This window comes from Selenomonas ruminantium subsp. lactilytica TAM6421 (assembly GCF_000284095.1).
In the GTDB taxonomy this organism is placed as follows: Bacteria; Bacillota; Negativicutes; order Selenomonadales; family Selenomonadaceae; genus Selenomonas_A; species Selenomonas_A lactilytica.
In genome coordinates this window covers 291,324-307,968 of sequence record NC_017068.1, presented here as the reverse complement: position 1 = coordinate 307,968, position 16,645 = coordinate 291,324, and the positions used below count along the sequence as shown (strand labels likewise).

The window sequence follows — 16,645 nt, the reverse complement described above, 5'->3', positions numbered from 1 at the left end:
TGAAAACTTATAAAAAGCCATAAACCTTCCGTAGAAAGTTAACTTTTACGTTCCATTCCTCATTCACTGCGTCCGCTTTTGCCGTCCCGAAGAACAGACTACTCACGTTTGATATAACGCTCCAAAGGCTTAAATTCCCGACTAACGAATCGGTACATATCTGCATTGACTTGTCGGTATCAGCTTGCAGATTTGGATAGCTCCGTTTCTCCATAGTGTTTGAGATTCAAAGATGCTTGAAAGTCACGGTCTATCACATTGCCACAGACAGGACAGACATATGTCCTGTCTGACAGCTTCAGGTCTTTATTTATATATCCGCATTCGACGCAAGTCTTGGAGCTTGGAAACCAGCGGTCAGCAATAACCACGGGAATTCTTGCCCAATGTGCCTTGTATTCAATCTGCCTGCGGAATTCATAAAAATTCTGTTCCTGAACTTTTTCAGACAGGTGCTTATTCTTCATCATGCCCTGCACATTCAGGTCTTCAAGGCATATAAACCTTGGCTTTCGGTTTATAATTATTCTCGTCGCCTGATGTACATGATTGGCTCTGATGTCAGCCAGCCTGTGGTTGATTCGTAAAAGTCGTTTTTCGCTTTTTATAAGGTTGCTTGTTTTGCAGTAACGCTCTCCTTTCTTGTTCATTTGGTATTTTCGCGATACCTGACGTTGCAACCTGTGTCGTTTCTTTTTGAGTTTCCTTATTGTATGGGACTTATTGATATTTTTGACTACTGTAGAGTCCGAGATTATCGCTAAATCCTTTATACCTAAATCAATGCCTACACCCTCAGTGTAGGAGCGTTTTGAGTGTTTGCGGACAAATTTCAGTCCTCGCATTGGCTTTAGCTTATACTTGACTACAAAGCCAATTCCCAGCCACCAGTTTTCACCGTCAAAAGTTATTCGCGGTTGGGTGTATTTCATACCAACAGGAATTCTGCCCTTTTCGGCAAGCCTTATCCAGTTGAGCCGTTGACGGTTCTTTTTCTTGCTGCCCGCAATACTCTCCAGTTTGACATGCGTATTGGTGAACTGTATCTTTACATTGTCCTGATAGAAACGAAAGTCACCATTCTTTTTGCTGCGAAACTTAGGGTGCCCGTTCATATCGTAGACTGTTGGTTTCCTGCCAATACGAACAAGATGATCCAATTTTTTAGGGCTATACTTGACATATCCAGGCTGTTTCTGTTTACGAAAGAAGTTCTTATATGCTATACACAAATCCTTGATAGCCTGCTTAGTGACATTGTTGGATATACCTAGAAGCCACAAGTATTCTCCAGAATTACGCAGAACAGTGAATTCTTTGCGAAGGTCATAATCACTTTGAAGTTTTCTGCCCTCCCTGAAATTCTCCATTTGCTTATCTAAAGCCCAATTATAGGCAAACCTCGAAGCTCCCGCAAACTGAAACAGTTTAGTTTTCTGTTTGTTGTTCGGCAACAGCCGTATCCTGACCGACTTTATCATCTGAATCACCACTCACTAATTCCTGAATCATCTTCTTCGCCTTGTGTGCCCGTTTTCCTTGGAGCTTACAGCTAAACACTGTAATTATTTGCACCAAGTCCTCGACAAGTTCTTGTTGCTCGCTCTTTTGAGTAGTATCGACTATTTCTATCTTGCAGCCATGTATAGCGGCAATCGTTTCGATAAGCTCAAAACCAAAGCGTAAAAGCCTGTCCTTATAAAGGATAACTACCTTCTCGGCCTGATTAGATTCAATTCTGCGAATAAGGTCTTGTAAACCCTTCTTCTTGTAATTGATTCCAGAACCAACGTCAATGATTATTTCAAAGGGCTGCCCCTGTGCGTATAGATATGTTCTCAGATTTTCTACCTGTCGCTCAAGGTCATCTTTTTGCTTGGGACTTGATACTCTGCAATAGCCGATAACTTTTTTAGAAGCCGTTTGAATGCCCGTCACAGCATTTAATTGGTCTTCTGAGTAATATCTGTAGCCATTTGACGAAGTGTGATGAGGATGGAGTTTTCCGCTCCTGTCCCAATTTCTCAGGGTTTGCGGAGTGACTCCGATGATTTTAGCAAACTTGTTGATAGTATAGTATTCCAAGTTCATCACCTCAATACTATACTATCAATAAGTTGTAATATAATCAAGAATATTTTATAACTATTTATATCTTTATTTTATCTGTCAGAAGCCCCACATTGTCCGCAGCTGAATTTATGGTCATATTGTTAAGCGCATAGCCCAGTCCGTCAAATTTTCCGGTGAATTCGCCTAAGGGGGAGATTGTGCCGACTTCGATATCGTTGTTCAGCATATAGTTGCCGGCAAGACCGTCTTTGATCGCCTGCAATTCCGCCGGAGTGCTGACCAGCTTATACCGATATGTAGTGCCACTTGTACCGGTGTAGGTTCCTGTCCCATCCATCGAGCCAAGATGGATTTCCCCGCCACGTGACCTCAAGTTAACCTGCGTATTCCTCGTGCCTGCCTCTGTAAGGTTGCCAGCTTCATCCCAAGCTGCGCCTGTGGTCACATCATCCACATTCTTAAAGGTAATATTTTTTCCCTGCACGATGATATTTTGAGCAACGTTCAGCCGTCCCTTGTTCACGATATCACCCGTGAGGGTGTTGGCGGCATTCATTAAGGCCATAAATGCCGTACGGAAGTCCGTAAGGTTGCCGCTGAGGTCAGCCGTGGCAAGCTGGAGCGTCCCCACGTCAATCTTTGCCCCGTCCCCTATCTGTATGCCGTTGGGGTTCACGAGGTAAACATGGCCCTTCCCGGACAATTCGCCCAAAATGTTGGAAATACCACTGCCCGTGACATAGTTCAGGTAGCTATGGGTATCAAAGGCCACCTTTTCCCCCTGACCGATGGAAAAATCCCGCCAGGTAATCAGATTGCTTTCTGTTGCGCTGGTAATATTCATTACCTTATCATTGACCGCGATAGCAGCGGTGCTGCTGCTCCCGCCCACCGGCAGGGCCTGAGCTGCGGGGGCGATGCTGAAACACCCGGCCAGCAAAGTGGCCATCACAGCCAGACGCAGGCGGCGGGCTTTCGTTGACTTCCTTTTCATATGCTTCCTTCCTTTCTGCATGCCATGCCCAAGGCATGACAAATAGCCCGCCCGGCTCAGCCAGGTGGGCATGCTTGCTTCTTATGGGATTTTACCAGCGGGCGGACTGCGGCTATGTACGCACACGCAAAACGTCTGCCCTCTCGGGGGGGGCACAGCAAGGCGCAGAAATTCCGGAACGATAAACCGCCATCATGAAAACGCGCCTCCTTTGCCAATAATCATATTGGTACAATTCGCCAAACAGCAGAAAAGTCCTCTATACCTATATATCGAATTTTTCCGCCACAGCTTAAACGCAATTTCGAACAGGCTGCGTCATGCTCTGCCTGACCTGCTTCACTTTCTGCTGAGTTTTTCCTTTACCGCCGCGGGCACGAACTTCCAGAATTCACTTTCCTCTGGCGGCCTCTCTTTGGCCCGCTCCGCCGCCAGTTCCTCATCCAGCCGGGCATAGGCCTCCTTCATGGCCTTTTCCTTCGCCATCCCCCGGGCCTGCCGGATCTTGCCCTGCTTGTCCTTCACGTATTCCTCATGGGGAATCTGGGGACTGTAGGAATACTCAATGGCCCGCTTGAGCCAGGCCACAGGATAGCGGATTTCCTGCTGGAACATCTCCAGCCAGAGCACCGTAAGTTCCCGATCCACCATGAACAGGCCATACCGCTTCACAAAGGCCCGGATCTGATCCGGCGTGATATGGCAGCGAGCCCCATGAAAAATGCAGTTTTCCAGCGTGATCTCACTCATAGCCAGGCCTCCTCTTCTTCACCAATATCCTCTGCCACCAGGGGCCGATCCCAGGTATCCGGAACCGTATTTTCGTGTCCGTGCATAAATCCACGGCGCCCGGCAGGGAAGCCCAGCCGTCCCAGGGCATCGTAACAGAGGCTGTAACTCAAGGTCTGGTCGTAGGAGCGGCGGTTATGGCGCTGCCTGACGATAAGCCCCTGCTGTTCCAGCCGCAGGGTAGCCCGGTGGATGCTGGACACGGATACCCCCAGCTGCCGTGCCCAGGCCGCCTCCGTATTATATACCCAAAACCTTCCTTCCGCAAAATTATGGGTGCGCTCCAGCCAATAGTCCAGCTGGGACAGGAAGAGCGCCTCCACGCGCCCCACCCGGTCTGCCAGGTCCACCCGCAGGAGCAGCAATTGTTCCGGATTGCTTTGGATCATCGTCCCTCACGCCCCTTTCTCTGCAGACGGCGCAAGGTCATATCCAGGCTTTTCAGCTCCGTCTTGGCAGCCAGGATACTGTCGTAGAGCAGCCGACGGCCGCCGTCGATCTTCTGCTGCAGACGCTTGGGGGTGAGCTTTACCGGCAGAGACTTTCCTGAAAGGAAGCGCACCCGGGACTTGCCCCGCTCCCCGGATTCGGCCGCCACCACCCGGCTGTTGTTCAGATAGGCGTTCCGGCTGTGATTCGTATTCACCGGCTCCCGATAGGGCACCGCCATAAACAGCCGGGAGGGGGAGATATTCAGATAATCCATATGCTTATAGGGACAGCCCGTGGCCTGACAGCGGTTATGCTTCAGCACCCGCAGGGCCCTCCCTTCCAAACCGGCCAAAATTTCCAGCACATATTCCGCCCGGCAGTTTTCCAACCGCAAAGGTGTGTCCGTGCCCATATCAACGACAGTGGCAAAGCCACCGTTCTCTGCATCTTCTTCATACACTGCTTCGATTACACGCAGGGAAGCAATCGCCTGCATCTGTTCTTTTGTCATGCCTACCGCCTGCCTTCTTGTTTCATTGATGATTTGAGTTCGTATTTCATCCGGATTCATCCGACCTCTTATTGCATATTCTTGCTCATTTTTTATTAAAAGTCAATAGTTTCTGTAAAAATAATTTCCCTACAATTAAGCGCATAAAATTCAACTACCTTTATGATTAAACGGCAGCTTATCCCATAATATGCGGATTTACAAAATTTACACATGATAAAAAAATCACAAACATGATATCTGTCGAAAATGCCAAGAACAAATGTCCACGAATTTTTTCTGTATATTTATACAATCTTTCCTCTTTTGACTATTTTATAATCTACCCCTCTTTTGACACTTTTACACCTTTTATCCGGATGTTCTCTGGTAGTCTCTGGTATTGGCTTTGTCAAAACAGCAATTGGAAGCCGTCAGTATGACAGGCTGGAGGGCATCAGAAATATTTTGCCCACCAAGGGAAATATCCGGCGGCCAGCGTGCATGTATAAGGGTGAGCGGCCGCCAAGCAAACAGACGATAGGAAAGGATGATGAATTATGGCAACCCGTATGAACCCCGTCACGAAATTGCAAATCAAGGTAGTCATCGGCACGGACCCCAAAGGCAAGGACCAGCTGGCCTGCCGCAGCTACACGGTAAGCTCTGACCTTGCCGACGCCGATGTGCTCTCCATCGGCAGCAAGCTGGCAGCCCTGCAGAACTATCCGGTTCACGCTATCTGCCGCCAGGACGATGCCACCCTGGCCGAATGATTTTCCCCTCTGCGCTTAGAAAGGAGCGATTTCCATGAAAACCACGTTAAAGATGATCCTCACGCTGGAAAACGGCAAGACCACTACCCTCTCCCTGGCGGAGCCCCGGGAAGACCTCACCAATGCCGAAGTGACGGAGGCCCTGGACGAGATCATCAGCAAAAAGGCCATCAGTGCCGGCGGCAGCCCCGCTGCAGCCATCAAGCGCATCTATGTCCAGGATGTGGACGACAAGGCGCTGGCCTGATATGGACGAGCCCCTCCTCACCGCCGTTTCCGCCGTGGGCTTCCCCATCGTGGTGACCTTCTACCTGCTGACCACTTTCCAGCGGTCCATGGACAGGCTCACCACCCAGCTGGGTAACAAAACTGTTACACTAAATTTACACAAATCTGTATAAATATATACAGAAGTATAGATTTAATCGAACAGAATACCCTTTGTATCTTGCAAGAGGTGCAAACTTAGTGTTAAATGCTTTTAATCCCTAAAGCCTTACACCCAAACAGTAGCTCGAAAGGGCAAGCTGAGTGGTGCGAAAGCAGAAAAAACGTAAGGATGGCATAAGGTGAAACAAAAACATATCAGTGTCGGATGAAGAAAATAGTGACCTTCCGAAAACGTATGTCCTAAGTGCTGAAAGCAATGGGTGTTTAGCAGGGAAAGCCCTAAGTTCTCAAAAGAGAATAAGGGAGACCCCCAACGACTATCTCCTTGAGGGAGAGTAAAACCGCAAGTTTATGGCGGAAGAAAAATACTGCCCCTGCTCAGCAGGGTGAAGATATAGTCTGCGCTGACATGAAAGTGTCAGAGGTCTGCTGGTGACAGCAAGACTGCGCTGGAAGTTGCGTTCTAGCGTGAACAAGATAAATATATACAAATTTGACAGTTTTACACAAATACCTTATAATATAAGTGAAATATCTTATGTTAGGAGGTGGACGCTGTGGAACTGGTCAGCATAGGTAAATTTGCTAAGATGGTTGGTGTCACCACTACGACACTAAGGCGTATGCACCAAAGCGGAGATTTTATTCCGCACCATGTTACCAAGGGGGGCACACGCTATTACTCAATGGAACAGCTCAAGGAGTTTTCCAACGCTCCCGAAACAGAAAAGCTCGTAGTAGGTTACTGCCGAGTATCTACGCCAGCTCAAAAAGATGACCTTCAAACGCAGGTGGAGAACGTAAAGTCCTATATGTATGCCAAGGGTTATAAATTTGAGATAATCACGGACGTAGGCTCAGGCATTGACTATAAAAAGAAAGGGCTACGGCAACTCGTCAACAAAATCAACAACCACGAGGTATCAACAGTAGTTATCCTGTACAAGGACAGACTGATTCGCTTTGGCTATGAGTTGTTGGAGTATCTTTGTGAAATAAACGGTGTCAGTATCGAGATTATCGACAATACCGAGCAGAGCAAAGAGCAGGAACTGACGGATGACCTAATACAAATCATCACAGTTTTTGCTAACCGCCTTTACGGGCAACGCTCAAAGAAAACAAAGAGACTTATTGACGAGGTAAAGAAAAATGCAGAGAGCGGTAAAGATAAGGCTTCTGCCTACTAAAGAGCAGGAGTGTCTGTTCTGGAAAAGTGCCGGGACTGCCCGTTGGGCATACAATTACTTTCTCGAAGCGAACGAAGCGGCCTACAAGGCATGGCTTAAAAATGACAAGGTCGGCAAGCGTAGCGTCAGCGAGGGCGAAATAAGGAAACACATCAACAACGTCCTAAAGAAAACAACCCATACATGGCTCAAAGAGGTAGGAAGCAATGTAATGAAACAGGCTGTTAAGGACGCAAACCTGGCCTTGCAAAGATATTTCAAGGGCATATCTGGGAAACCTAAATTCAAGAGCCGTCATAGGAGCAAGATTAGTTTCTATGTGAACTACGAAAGCCTTGTGAGGAAGCCAAATGGCTTCCATGGTGAGAAGATAGGTTTTGTGAAGACGGCGGCTCCCCTGCCTAAGATACCAAAAGGCAAGAAATATGCCAATCCGCATATATCCTTTGATGGCAGGTATTGGTATCTGTCAGTTGGCTATGAAGTTCAGCAGGAAGAAACTGAGCTGACTGGCGGGAGTCTGGGCATAGACCTTGGTATTAAGTCGTTGGCGATTGTTTCTAACGAGGACGCTACAGAAACCCACTTCTACAAGAACATCAATAAGTCTGCGGAAGTAAGAAGGTTGGAAAAGAAGCTGAAGCGTGAGCAACGAAAGGCATCTCGCAAACTGGAATCAAATATCAAGAGCCACGACAAAAATCGCCATCCGATATGGATTCGCCCACTTCGAGAATGTAGGAACCTAGACAAGCAGAACAAGAAAATACAGCTTATTCACAAACGCCTTACAGACATTCGCAACAATCATCTTCATCAGACAACATCTGAGATAGTGAAAACCAAGCCGTCACAGATAGTCATGGAGGATTTGAATGTCAAGGGCATGATGAAGAATAAGTACCTGTCAGAAGCTATCGCAAAACAAAAATTCTATGAGTTTAAGCGGCAGATTCAGTACAAGGCTGAAATGTACGGCATAAAGGTCATAGAGGTAGACAGATTCTATGCAAGCTCCAAAACTTGCAGTCATTGCGGAAATGTCAAAAAGGACTTGAAGCTTTCAGACCGCATTTATGTCTGCCCTGTATGCGGAGCAAAGCTGGACAGGGATTTGAACGCTGCTATCAACTTAGCAAATTATAAGATGGCTTAGGAAATTTCACCTTCAAGAAAACCTAAGCATGTACCTATCGCTACTAGGGAATTTAAGCCTGTGGAGCGTTATATTAAACGAGAGTAGCTTGTTCTTCGGAGTGGCAAAATCGGACGCAATGAATCAGGAAGGTGTCTTGTGAAGGGCACCACAGCGTAAATATGTGTAACTCTGTGCAGATTTGTACATATTTATCGTAGCGGGGAACTCACCCGGGAACTGCAGCGGCTGAAATAAGGAAAAAGCTATGAAGCACCGATCCGAGCGCTTCATAGCTTTTTTGTCATTTCCGAAATTCTTGCAGGATTTTTTCCCCGCCATCGCGAATTAGATAGCACACAGTGATTACAAGGGGGGACTTCCATGGATAAACAGATTGCCGTCTGGCTTCTGAAGCGGGGCTACGCTGACGATGTGGAACAGGGCGTGCGCTTCGCTCAGGCGCTGGCTAACGATGAGATCACAGAGGAAATGTTGGATACGCTGGGCCATAATATTGATGTATTCATGACCGTGGGCGGCCCGGTCACCGCCGAAAACCTGCTGCCCTTCATGCAGGAAAAATATCAGATGGCCACAAAGCTCATCAAATTCTGGGCGGAAAACCCCAAGGACACCAACGCCGTCTTCTTCTTCAACGAATGCCGCAAAAACGGCGTGGACCCAGCGGAACAGGAATAAACTTCATAATAAAAAGAGGCATTAAGCCTCTTTTTTTCATGCCTGTCTGCCGCAGAGGAACATGACCAGCCGGGCCGCCCCGTCAAGGTCATCCAGATCATACTGACGAATAGGCAGGGCCTCCGGCTCCCCGCTGGAAAAGAGCGCCACCGTCTCTTCATCCACCAGTACCTCCCCCAGCCCCCGCCATAGGGAGATCTTGGGGGCAGTGCCATGGCTGCGGCTTTCGATCAGCACCAGATCCACGTTTTCCAGCATGGCCGCCACCTGCACCAGCTCCTTGCGCCGGGTGGTTTTCTGCTGAATGAAATAGCCCTCCGGGGACACCACGGCCACACCGGCCGCCCCGGCCTCCTTGAAGCGCCAGCTGTCCTTGCCTTCCTCGTCCACGGTATAGCCGTGACAGTCGCCTTTCACCACGCCCACCTGCAGACCAGCCGCCCGCAGGCGGGGAATCAACTGCTCGATAAAGGTGGTCTTGCCCGTATTGGACTGGGGGGCCGAGATGGTGACCAGGGGCACCGGCCGCTCAAGATTCGCCTGGCGCCCCTGCACCAGCCGGAAATCCGCCGGGGTATTCACATTGAAAAAACCGTCATTTGCCGGCAGCTCCACGAACTTATGGGGCACAGCCTCAATCACCTGGCCAAGCTTATGCTCCCCGCGGGTAAGCGCCGCTTCCACGCAGGGCAGGATATCCCGGTGATATAGCCCCGCCAGCGGCTGGCGCCTGCCTCCCGTCACGGGAATCACCGCCAGTTCCCCAGCGGCTGCCGCCAATAAAGGCCGTACTAGCTCATAGGAAAACAGCGGCATGTCCGCCGACACCGCCAGAGCATAGTCCGCCTGCAGGCGGGCAAGACCTGCCCGCAGCCCCTCCAGGGGGCCGGCCGCCTCCTGCTCATCGGCCAGCAGTTCCAGCTGGTAACACTGACTCAGCTTCACCAGCCGGCCATCTGCCGCCCCGCCGCAAAGATACCGCTCCCGAAAGGACAGCGCCGCCGTCTTCGCCAGCTGACGCTCTAGCAACGAGCGCCCCCCCAGCTCCAAAAACCGCTTGTCCGCCCCCATCCGGGAACTGCGCCCCCCGGCGATAATCATAACACCTAAATCTGCAAAATCCATAAAGTTACCTCGCAAAAAAAATCACAGCGGCGCGGCCGGAGCCGCATCCACTGTGATCTCTTCAGACTGAATTATTTCTGGTTGGCTGCTTTCACTTCGGCCAGTTTCGGTCCCATAATGCGCTTATAGGATTCAACACCGGGCTGGTTGAAGGCATCTACGTTGGAGAGTTCGCCCTCGTAAGCTACGGACATAGCCAGCATGTAGAGGAGCTCGCCGAGATGGTAAGCGTTGAGCTTCGGCAGCGTGAAGCAAGCGTTGTAGCGCTTGTTGGAAGCCAGAGCGTCTGCGTTGGACTGACGGGCAACTTCCAGAGCCTGGCCCATGGTCACGCCGGAGATATCGGAAAGCTTCTTGGCTTCGGGGAATACATCGGGGATCGTGAGATCCTTTTCCCAGTCAGCCAGACGAATGAACTGCACGATCTTGTTGAGCTTGCCTTCCTGATGCTGCTGGGTCTGGGAATGCATATCCGTGGTGCCCACAGCTACCAGCGGCGTACGGCCATAGCATACTTCCTTGCCGTCCTTGTTGAACTGTTTGCCCAGGGACTCAGCCAGCAGCTGGATGTACCATTCGGACACGGACTTCATGTAGTCGCCATAGGGCATCATGACTTCGATGTCGCGGCCATGCTTTTCGGAAGCAGCGAACTTCAGGGCTGCGTTGAGCATTGCCGGGTTCTGCCAGAGGTCATCGTTCTGGCAGGCCTTGTCCATGTCGCGGGCGCCCTTGAGGAAGGCTTCGATATCAAAGCCCACGCAGGCAGCCAGCGTCAGGCCCACTTCGCAGAAGATGGAGAAACGGCCGCCAACCCCATCGGGTACAGCGTACTGGGGCCAGCCTTTTTCGATGGCCAGCTTTTTGAGCAGCGTCTGTTTTTCCATGTTGGGATCCGTAACGGCTACAACCTCAACATCGATGTTTTCAAACTTCTGCAGGGCATCGTAGATGACCATGAAGTTGCTCATGGTATCCAGCGTGCCGCCGGACTTGGAGATAACCAGCAGCAGCACTTTCATATTGCGCTTTTCATGGGATTTCGTGATTTTAGCGCTGTTTTCGAGATAGTGGATGATATCCCCGGTGCGGCGCGGGTCGATGTTCTGGCCGCTGAAGATGATCTTCGGGAAGCCGTTGCGTTCTTCCTTCGGCAGTTCGTTCCAGAACTCGCCGCAATGCACGTCAAAGATAACTTTGTCGCCCAGGAAGGAGCCGCCGATACCCAGAGAAACCACGAAGTCCACATTGTCCTTCACATGGTCCGTGAGTTCCTGCAGATGCTTCAGGGAAGAGGGGCTGTTGAGGTGGCCTTCCTCAATGTAAGGCAGCTGGCTGAACAGAACCTTCTCCGGCTCGCCGTCCTTGGACAGATGGGCACGGATAAAGCCCTTCTCACGCATAACCTTCATGGCCTCGTGAGCCTTCTTCAGATCTTCCTCATAGGATTTCAGATCCGCTTCCGTAACCTTGCCTTCGCCATAGAGGTTATCGTAATCGAACTCAAACCCGGATTGCAGCTTCAAACTCATGTCAGTAACACTCCTCTAAATTCATTCCATATTGTTATCGTTACATACGGTTTAATTATAACGCAGTTGTTCCAATTTTGCCATAGGCAAAATTACATATTCGCGTATCGCTGGATACATCATAACGCATTTGCGCGTATTTTGCCATAGGCAAAACGAAATCCGAAACAATATTCCATACATGTCATAACAAACGGCCAGCCGAGCGTCTTGCCTTCAACAAATGCAGCACTAAGCCTGACAGGCGGTGATGTTTTCTGGAGCGTTTGGCGGCGCAGCCGTCTCAGCGGAAGAAAAAATTACCGATTGCCAGGCGCTTTTGATGGAAGGATTTTACTTACTTGTGTATAATATTCAATATGATGGTAAACAATTTATGGAGGTAAAACTATGCAAGCATTCAACTTCAAAGTCCCCACCGAAATCGTCTTTGGACGCAATGCCGAGGACAAGGCTGCGGAAAAGCTCGCCGCCTATAACGCCCACCGCGTCTTTATCGTCTACGGCGGTGGCAGCGTGGTAAAAAGCGGCCTGCTGCCCAAAATCGAGGAAAGCCTGCAAAAGGCCGGCCTGTTCACTCAGGCCAAGGGCGGCGTCCAGCCCAATCCCCGCCTCTCCTGGGTACGGGAAGCAGTTCAGGAAGCCATTGCTTTCAAGGCGGACTTCATTTTGGCCATCGGCGGCGGCAGCGTTATCGACTCCGCCAAGGCCACAGCCCACGGCACCGCCAATCCCGACATCGACGTCTGGTCCTTCTGGAATGGCACAGCAAAGCTCGAACGCAGCCTGCCCGTCGGCGCTGTGCTGACCCTTTCCGCTGCTGGCAGTGAAACCAGCGACTCCGCCGTCATCACCAACGAAGAAACCGGCAAGAAAGCGGGACTCAATACCCCCTTCAATCGTCCGACTGTGGCTTTTATGAACCCGGAACTGACCTTCACCGTGCCGAAAAAACAGCTGGTCTGCGGCATCGCCGATATCCTCATGCACACCCTGGAACGCTATTTCACCAGCGTCAAAGAGGAAAACGCCCTGACTGACCGCATTGCCGAAGCCCTTATGACCACGGTTATCGACAGCTCCCGCCGGGCCATTCAGGACCAGACCGACTACGACGCCATGAGCGAGATCATGTATGCCGGCACCATCTCCCATTGCGGCCTCACGGAACTGGGGCGCTGCAAGGACTTTGCCTGCCACAAGCTGGGGCACGAACTCTCCGGCCGCTTTGACGTCACCCACGGCGCCAGCCTCACCGCCGTCTGGGGTTCCTGGGCCAAATACGTCTATCAGGACGATATCCCCCGCTTCGCCCAGTTTGCCAATAAAATATGGGGCATTATCGAGGGCACGGAAGAAGAACGCGCCCAAGCCGGTATTGACAAGACCATCGCCTACTTCAAAGAAATCCATATGCCCACCAACTTCACCGAATTGGGCATCGGCGTCCAGAGCGAGGACGTTCTGGCGGAACTTGCCGACTCCTGCACCGCCGGCGGTACAAAAGTCGTAGCCAACTTCCACCCCATCGACAAGGCAACAGCCATCGAAATCTATAAACTGGCCAACCACTAAACCTGGACACTCTAACCATTTGCCAAGAGCAAAGGCATTGCCTATCGGTGCGGCAGGCACCTTCTCACAATGAAAGGAGGAATCCCTATGAATCCGAAAACCCTTTTCAACATCTCCTACGGCCTCTATGTCCTGACCACGAACCTCGACGGCAAGGACAACGGCTGCATCATCAACACCGTCACCCAGGTCGCCATGAACCCTGACCAGATTACCATCGCGGTCAACAAGGCCAACTACACCCGCGACCTCATTGCCGAGAGCCGGAAATTCACCGCCTCCATCATCAGCGAGGCCGCTGACTTCTCCCTCTTCAAGCACTTCGGCTTCCAGTCCGGCCGCAGCGTGGACAAATTCGCCGGCTTCGCCGACTGGAAGCGCGGAGCCAACGGCATCCCCATCATCACGGCCGGTACCAACGCCTATATCGCCGGTTGGGTGACGCAGGAAATCGACTTAGGCTCCCATACTCTCTTCGTGGCCTCCGTCACCGATATGGATATCCTAAGCGATGTACCATCCTGCACCTACAACTACTACCAGCAGAACATCAAACCCAAGCCACAGCCAGCAGCCAAAGCCCCCGAGGGCAAACACGTCTACCGCTGCAAGATCTGCGGCTACGAATACATCGGCGACGAACTCCCCGCCGACTTCATCTGCCCCTTATGCAAACACCCAGCCTCAGATTTCGAACAAATCAGCTGATATTTATCCACCTCACCTCCTTAGCATAAAAAGCCTGTACCTTTGCACAGGAAAATATGGTATACTAATCCTGCTGCTTTCCTCCATACCATAGCGGCGGAGGAGGTGAGGTTGTGTCATTAGGTAGTTTTTTCGGTTCTGTATTGGCAAGCATAGTCGCGTACTACGTCTGCAAGTGGCTTGACAGATACCTGCACTAAGCAGCCAGCCCCGACCGAGCACAGTCGCTAAATATGCAAGAATCCCGTTGACGATTAGTTTTCCAGTCCATTCGTCAACGGGATTCGTTTTTTTGGCTTAGTCGTGCCATTAGGTTCTTTCGTATCTTAATTATACTTCCACAGGCTTGACTATGTCAATGAAAAAGCTGCAATGTCTTTGCCATCCAATACAGCTTCTACCAGACTTTCCCCCTCATATCGAAGTTTCAACGAGAAGTGGGTATGGTTTTCCTCCAGCAGCCGGAAGAAGATTTTATCCCCTTCCCACAGTGGCAGATCATAGACCTTCGTCTTGTCAATCCATTCCAGGGTGCCTTCGTTGCACTCGCCAATCCGGCCTTCATAGCCTGTGGCGGTGTAGAGGAACATGTATTCCGTCTGCCATCTGTCGGAGATAAAGGTGATAATGCCCCGCTGCCTGTAATCGGTCAGCGTAAGGCCTGTTTCCTCCTTTGCCTCCCGCAGCAGGCATTCTTCCGGGGACTCATCTGCTTCGAAGTGGCCGCCGATGCCCACCCATTTATCCTTGTTGATGTCGTGTTCTTTTTTTACCCGGTGCATCATCAGGTATTTGCCATCGCGTTCAATATAACACAGCGTAGTCAAATTACTTTTGGGCATATTCGTTTCCTTTCAACACTTCATTGAGGCTGCCCGTGCGGTAACCTTCCAAATCCAATGTCACATAGGCAAAGCCAAGTTCTTTGAGTCTATGCGCAACCTGCTCGTAATGGCCGCCTGCGATAAAGGCGGTGATATCCGCCGGCGGCAGTTCAATCCGGGCCAAGTCATGATGGCTGCGCACCCGCACCTGGGCAAATCCTGCCTCATGCAGGAAGTTTTCCGCTGCCTCCACCCGCTTCAGCTTGGCTGGTGTAATTTCCTCCCCATAGGGAATCCGGGAGGCCAGGCAGGCCGCCGAGGGCTTTGCGGCCGTCTTCAGTCCCAGTTCAGCCGACAGGGCCCGGACATCGGCTTTGGTGAAGCCCGCTTCCTGCAAGGGGCTCAGCACCCCCAATTCCTTCACGGCCTTGGCCCCGGGGCGGTAATCCCCCAGATCATCCAAATTGGAACCATCGGCCAGATGCACGATGCCGGCGGCACCGGCGATCTCCCGCAGCTTGCCAAAGACCAGCCGCTTGCAGAAATAGCAGCGGTCAGCAGGATTGGTGCGCACATCATAATAGATCAGCGGCTCCAACACCAACAGCTGATGGCGCAACCCCTCCTGTTGGCAGAACTCCTGCGCCTCGCGGACGTCACCTGCGGGCACGAAATCGCTCCGGGCCGTAATGGCCAGCACCCGTTCTTCGCCCAGCACATCCCGGGCCATCTTCAGCAGCAGCGTGGAGTCCACACCGCCGGAAAAGGCCACCGCCACCTGTCCATAGCTCGTAAGCAGTGTCTGCAGCTTTTCCACCTTGCTCTGCAACAATTCATCCATCATAGTGTTTCTCCACTTTCCTGCCAGAAATGAAAATCCGGCGATACCTCCAACAATTCCGTCGCCATATTACCAGTCGTCCACAGCTGATAACGGCCATCGGTAATGGCTCCTTCAATGCCCTCCTGACTGCTCAGGAAACGCGCCCCCTGCTCCGGCCCTAAAACAAATACCGCCGTAGACAGGATATCCGTGAGCATGCCGCCATCTTCCACGTTATCCGCCGCCACGATGGTCACGCTCATGGCCCCGCTCTTAGCCGGCCAGCCGGTGCGCGGATCGAGGATATGATGATAGCGCATCCCCCCCGCCTCAAAAAAACGCTCGTAATCACCGGAGGTGGACAGGGCTTCATTTTTCAACGGCAAAACCGCCATCTTCTCGGAGCTGTCCTTGCGGGGATGACGCAGGCCGATGTGCCAGGCTTTTCCCTCCTGATTTACCCCCAAGGCATACATGGAGCTGGAACCTAAGTTGATCAGACCATCCTTGATGCCATGGCGGGCATAGATTTTGCGCACCTCGTCAGCAGCAAAGCCCTTAGCGACGCCGCCCAGATCCACGCCCATGCCCTTCTGCATCAGACGGGCACTCTGTTTTGCCTCGTCCAGCTCCAGCTTCTGCCAGCCGATTTTTTTCTGCACTTCTGCCAGCTCCGCCGGGGTGGGCACCTTGGCATGGTCCGTACCGATGCCCCATAAATCCACCAGGGGCTTCGTGGTCACATCAAAGGCGCCATTTGTCTTGCGGGCATAATCCTGCGCCACAGCCAGCATCTTGTAGGTTTCCGGCTGCAGGGCCACCCACTGGCCATTACCGGCATTTTGGGCCAGCTTGCTCACATCGCTGTCCGGCACATTGGGATTGACCATATTGTCGATGTTTTTCAGACGAGCCATGCTCTCATCGATGGCCGCCTGGGCATCCTTCCCCCGGGCCGTAAGCGTCACCGCCGTATCCAGGACGATATCACTCTTTTTTACGTCAGACTGCTCCCCGCAGCCGGCACAAAGGCACAGTACGAGGAGCAGTAAATAAACAGCTATTTTTTTGACAGGCATTCCCATCC

At 51.4% G+C, this 16,645-nt stretch carries 19 protein-coding genes; 8 read left to right on the top strand and 11 right to left on the bottom strand.

The genetic code is table 11. The annotated features are described in order from the left end of the window. Positions 1-179: 179 nt before the first annotated feature. From SELR_RS01460 to SELR_RS01435, 6 genes are all read right to left on the bottom strand, one after another. Entirely contained in the window at positions 180-1,481 is a 1,302-nt protein-coding gene (locus SELR_RS01460; protein WP_014423426.1) for an RNA-guided endonuclease InsQ/TnpB family protein, read from the bottom strand. Further along, the gene (locus tag SELR_RS01455) at positions 1,429-2,085 is read right to left on the bottom strand and encodes an IS607 family transposase (protein WP_014423425.1); all 657 of its coding nucleotides are present in this window, start codon (positions 2,083-2,085) and stop codon (positions 1,429-1,431) included. Before SELR_RS01455 ends, SELR_RS01460 begins: the two co-directional genes overlap by 53 nt. Before the next feature lie 64 nt (positions 2,086-2,149). Then, positions 2,150-3,067 carry a two-partner secretion domain-containing protein gene (locus SELR_RS01450; RefSeq protein WP_014423424.1) on the bottom strand — a complete coding sequence of 306 codons (918 nt, stop codon included), beginning with the start codon at positions 3,065-3,067 and terminating at the stop codon, positions 2,150-2,152. 339 nt (positions 3,068-3,406) lie between these two features. After that, complete coding sequence (locus SELR_RS01445) at positions 3,407-3,817, bottom strand: hypothetical protein (protein WP_014423423.1); 411 nt, start codon at positions 3,815-3,817, stop codon at positions 3,407-3,409. Then, positions 3,814-4,245, bottom strand: coding sequence for a helix-turn-helix domain-containing protein (locus SELR_RS01440; RefSeq protein WP_014423422.1), 432 nt, complete (start codon positions 4,243-4,245; stop codon positions 3,814-3,816). Before SELR_RS01440 ends, SELR_RS01445 begins: the two co-directional genes overlap by 4 nt. Further along, positions 4,242-4,799: a hypothetical protein gene (locus tag SELR_RS01435; RefSeq protein ID WP_041914219.1), complete on the bottom strand. Its 558-nt coding sequence runs from the start codon at positions 4,797-4,799 to the stop codon at positions 4,242-4,244. Before SELR_RS01435 ends, SELR_RS01440 begins: the two co-directional genes overlap by 4 nt. Before the next feature lie 539 nt (positions 4,800-5,338). On the opposite strand from SELR_RS01435, the gene SELR_RS01430 reads away from it, so the two are divergent. The 6 genes from SELR_RS01430 to SELR_RS01410 all read left to right on the top strand — a co-directional run bounded on the left by SELR_RS01430 (position 5,339) and on the right by SELR_RS01410 (position 8,971). After that, positions 5,339-5,554 (top strand): DUF1659 domain-containing protein, encoded by a 216-nt coding sequence (locus SELR_RS01430; protein WP_014423419.1) that lies wholly within the window; start codon positions 5,339-5,341, stop codon positions 5,552-5,554. A gap of 34 nt (positions 5,555-5,588) precedes the next feature. Further along, a complete protein-coding gene (locus tag SELR_RS01425; RefSeq protein WP_014423418.1) occupies positions 5,589-5,801 on the top strand; it encodes a DUF2922 domain-containing protein in 213 nt (70 codons plus the stop codon). Between the two features lies 1 nt (position 5,802). After that, complete coding sequence (locus tag SELR_RS18195; protein WP_014423417.1) at positions 5,803-5,955, top strand: YvrJ family protein; 153 nt, start codon at positions 5,803-5,805, stop codon at positions 5,953-5,955. A 546-nt stretch (positions 5,956-6,501) separates the two neighbouring features. After that, complete coding sequence (locus SELR_RS01420; RefSeq protein WP_014423416.1) at positions 6,502-7,134, top strand: IS607 family transposase; 633 nt, start codon at positions 6,502-6,504, stop codon at positions 7,132-7,134. After that, positions 7,097-8,290, top strand: a complete 1,194-nt coding sequence (locus tag SELR_RS01415) for an RNA-guided endonuclease InsQ/TnpB family protein (RefSeq protein WP_014423415.1) — start codon at positions 7,097-7,099, stop codon at positions 8,288-8,290. Before SELR_RS01420 ends, SELR_RS01415 begins: the two co-directional genes overlap by 38 nt. 363 nt (positions 8,291-8,653) lie before the next feature. Beyond that, positions 8,654-8,971: a hypothetical protein gene (locus SELR_RS01410; RefSeq protein WP_014423414.1), complete on the top strand. Its 318-nt coding sequence runs from the start codon at positions 8,654-8,656 to the stop codon at positions 8,969-8,971. Between the two features lie 36 nt (positions 8,972-9,007). Here SELR_RS01410 and mobB read toward each other — a convergent pair whose 3' ends face one another. Further along, positions 9,008-10,096, bottom strand: coding sequence for a molybdopterin-guanine dinucleotide biosynthesis protein B (mobB, locus tag SELR_RS01405; protein WP_014423413.1), 1,089 nt, complete (start codon positions 10,094-10,096; stop codon positions 9,008-9,010). A gap of 71 nt (positions 10,097-10,167) precedes the next feature. After that, positions 10,168-11,628, bottom strand: coding sequence for a glucose-6-phosphate isomerase (locus SELR_RS01400; protein ID WP_014423412.1), 1,461 nt, complete (start codon positions 11,626-11,628; stop codon positions 10,168-10,170). A 390-nt stretch (positions 11,629-12,018) separates the two neighbouring features. On the opposite strand from SELR_RS01400, the gene SELR_RS01395 reads away from it, so the two are divergent. After that, positions 12,019-13,203, top strand: coding sequence for an iron-containing alcohol dehydrogenase (locus tag SELR_RS01395; RefSeq protein WP_014423411.1), 1,185 nt, complete (start codon positions 12,019-12,021; stop codon positions 13,201-13,203). An 87-nt stretch (positions 13,204-13,290) separates the two neighbouring features. Then, positions 13,291-13,911, top strand: coding sequence for a flavin reductase (locus SELR_RS01390; RefSeq protein WP_014423410.1), 621 nt, complete (start codon positions 13,291-13,293; stop codon positions 13,909-13,911). 350 nt (positions 13,912-14,261) lie between these two features. Here SELR_RS01390 and SELR_RS01385 read toward each other — a convergent pair whose 3' ends face one another. The 3 genes from SELR_RS01385 to SELR_RS01375 are packed head-to-tail and all read right to left on the bottom strand — an operon-like array spanning position 14,262 to position 16,637. Further along, positions 14,262-14,753, bottom strand: a complete 492-nt coding sequence (locus tag SELR_RS01385; protein WP_014423409.1) for an NUDIX hydrolase — start codon at positions 14,751-14,753, stop codon at positions 14,262-14,264. After that, complete coding sequence (gene larE, locus SELR_RS01380; protein WP_014423408.1) at positions 14,740-15,579, bottom strand: ATP-dependent sacrificial sulfur transferase LarE; 840 nt, start codon at positions 15,577-15,579, stop codon at positions 14,740-14,742. Before larE ends, SELR_RS01385 begins: the two co-directional genes overlap by 14 nt. Then, positions 15,576-16,637: an FAD:protein FMN transferase gene (locus SELR_RS01375; RefSeq protein WP_014423407.1), complete on the bottom strand. Its 1,062-nt coding sequence runs from the start codon at positions 16,635-16,637 to the stop codon at positions 15,576-15,578. Before SELR_RS01375 ends, larE begins: the two co-directional genes overlap by 4 nt. Positions 16,638-16,645 lie beyond the last annotated feature (8 nt).

What these genes read in the sequence shown, in the direction of transcription:
- SELR_RS01460 (WP_014423426.1), bottom strand. Translation starts at nt 1,481, where the DNA reads ATGATAAAGTCGGTCAGGATACGGCTGTTGCCGAACAACAAACAGAAA.
- SELR_RS01450 (WP_014423424.1), bottom strand. Translation starts at nt 3,067, where the DNA reads ATGAAAAGGAAGTCAACGAAAGCCCGCCGCCTGCGTCTGGCTGTGATG.
- SELR_RS01445 (WP_014423423.1), bottom strand. Translation starts at nt 3,817, where the DNA reads ATGAGTGAGATCACGCTGGAAAACTGCATTTTTCATGGGGCTCGCTGC.
- SELR_RS01440 (WP_014423422.1), bottom strand. Translation starts at nt 4,245, where the DNA reads ATGATCCAAAGCAATCCGGAACAATTGCTGCTCCTGCGGGTGGACCTG.
- SELR_RS01435 (WP_041914219.1), bottom strand. Translation starts at nt 4,799, where the DNA reads ATGACAAAAGAACAGATGCAGGCGATTGCTTCCCTGCGTGTAATCGAA.
- SELR_RS01430 (WP_014423419.1), top strand. Translation starts at nt 5,339, where the DNA reads ATGGCAACCCGTATGAACCCCGTCACGAAATTGCAAATCAAGGTAGTC.
- SELR_RS01425 (WP_014423418.1), top strand. Translation starts at nt 5,589, where the DNA reads ATGAAAACCACGTTAAAGATGATCCTCACGCTGGAAAACGGCAAGACC.
- SELR_RS18195 (WP_014423417.1), top strand. Translation starts at nt 5,803, where the DNA reads ATGGACGAGCCCCTCCTCACCGCCGTTTCCGCCGTGGGCTTCCCCATC.
- SELR_RS01415 (WP_014423415.1), top strand. Translation starts at nt 7,097, where the DNA reads ATGCAGAGAGCGGTAAAGATAAGGCTTCTGCCTACTAAAGAGCAGGAG.
- SELR_RS01410 (WP_014423414.1), top strand. Translation starts at nt 8,654, where the DNA reads ATGGATAAACAGATTGCCGTCTGGCTTCTGAAGCGGGGCTACGCTGAC.
- mobB (WP_014423413.1), bottom strand. Translation starts at nt 10,096, where the DNA reads ATGGATTTTGCAGATTTAGGTGTTATGATTATCGCCGGGGGGCGCAGT.
- SELR_RS01400 (WP_014423412.1), bottom strand. Translation starts at nt 11,628, where the DNA reads ATGAGTTTGAAGCTGCAATCCGGGTTTGAGTTCGATTACGATAACCTC.
- SELR_RS01395 (WP_014423411.1), top strand. Translation starts at nt 12,019, where the DNA reads ATGCAAGCATTCAACTTCAAAGTCCCCACCGAAATCGTCTTTGGACGC.
- SELR_RS01390 (WP_014423410.1), top strand. Translation starts at nt 13,291, where the DNA reads ATGAATCCGAAAACCCTTTTCAACATCTCCTACGGCCTCTATGTCCTG.
- SELR_RS01385 (WP_014423409.1), bottom strand. Translation starts at nt 14,753, where the DNA reads ATGCCCAAAAGTAATTTGACTACGCTGTGTTATATTGAACGCGATGGC.
- larE (WP_014423408.1), bottom strand. Translation starts at nt 15,579, where the DNA reads ATGATGGATGAATTGTTGCAGAGCAAGGTGGAAAAGCTGCAGACACTG.
- SELR_RS01375 (WP_014423407.1), bottom strand. Translation starts at nt 16,637, where the DNA reads ATGCCTGTCAAAAAAATAGCTGTTTATTTACTGCTCCTCGTACTGTGC.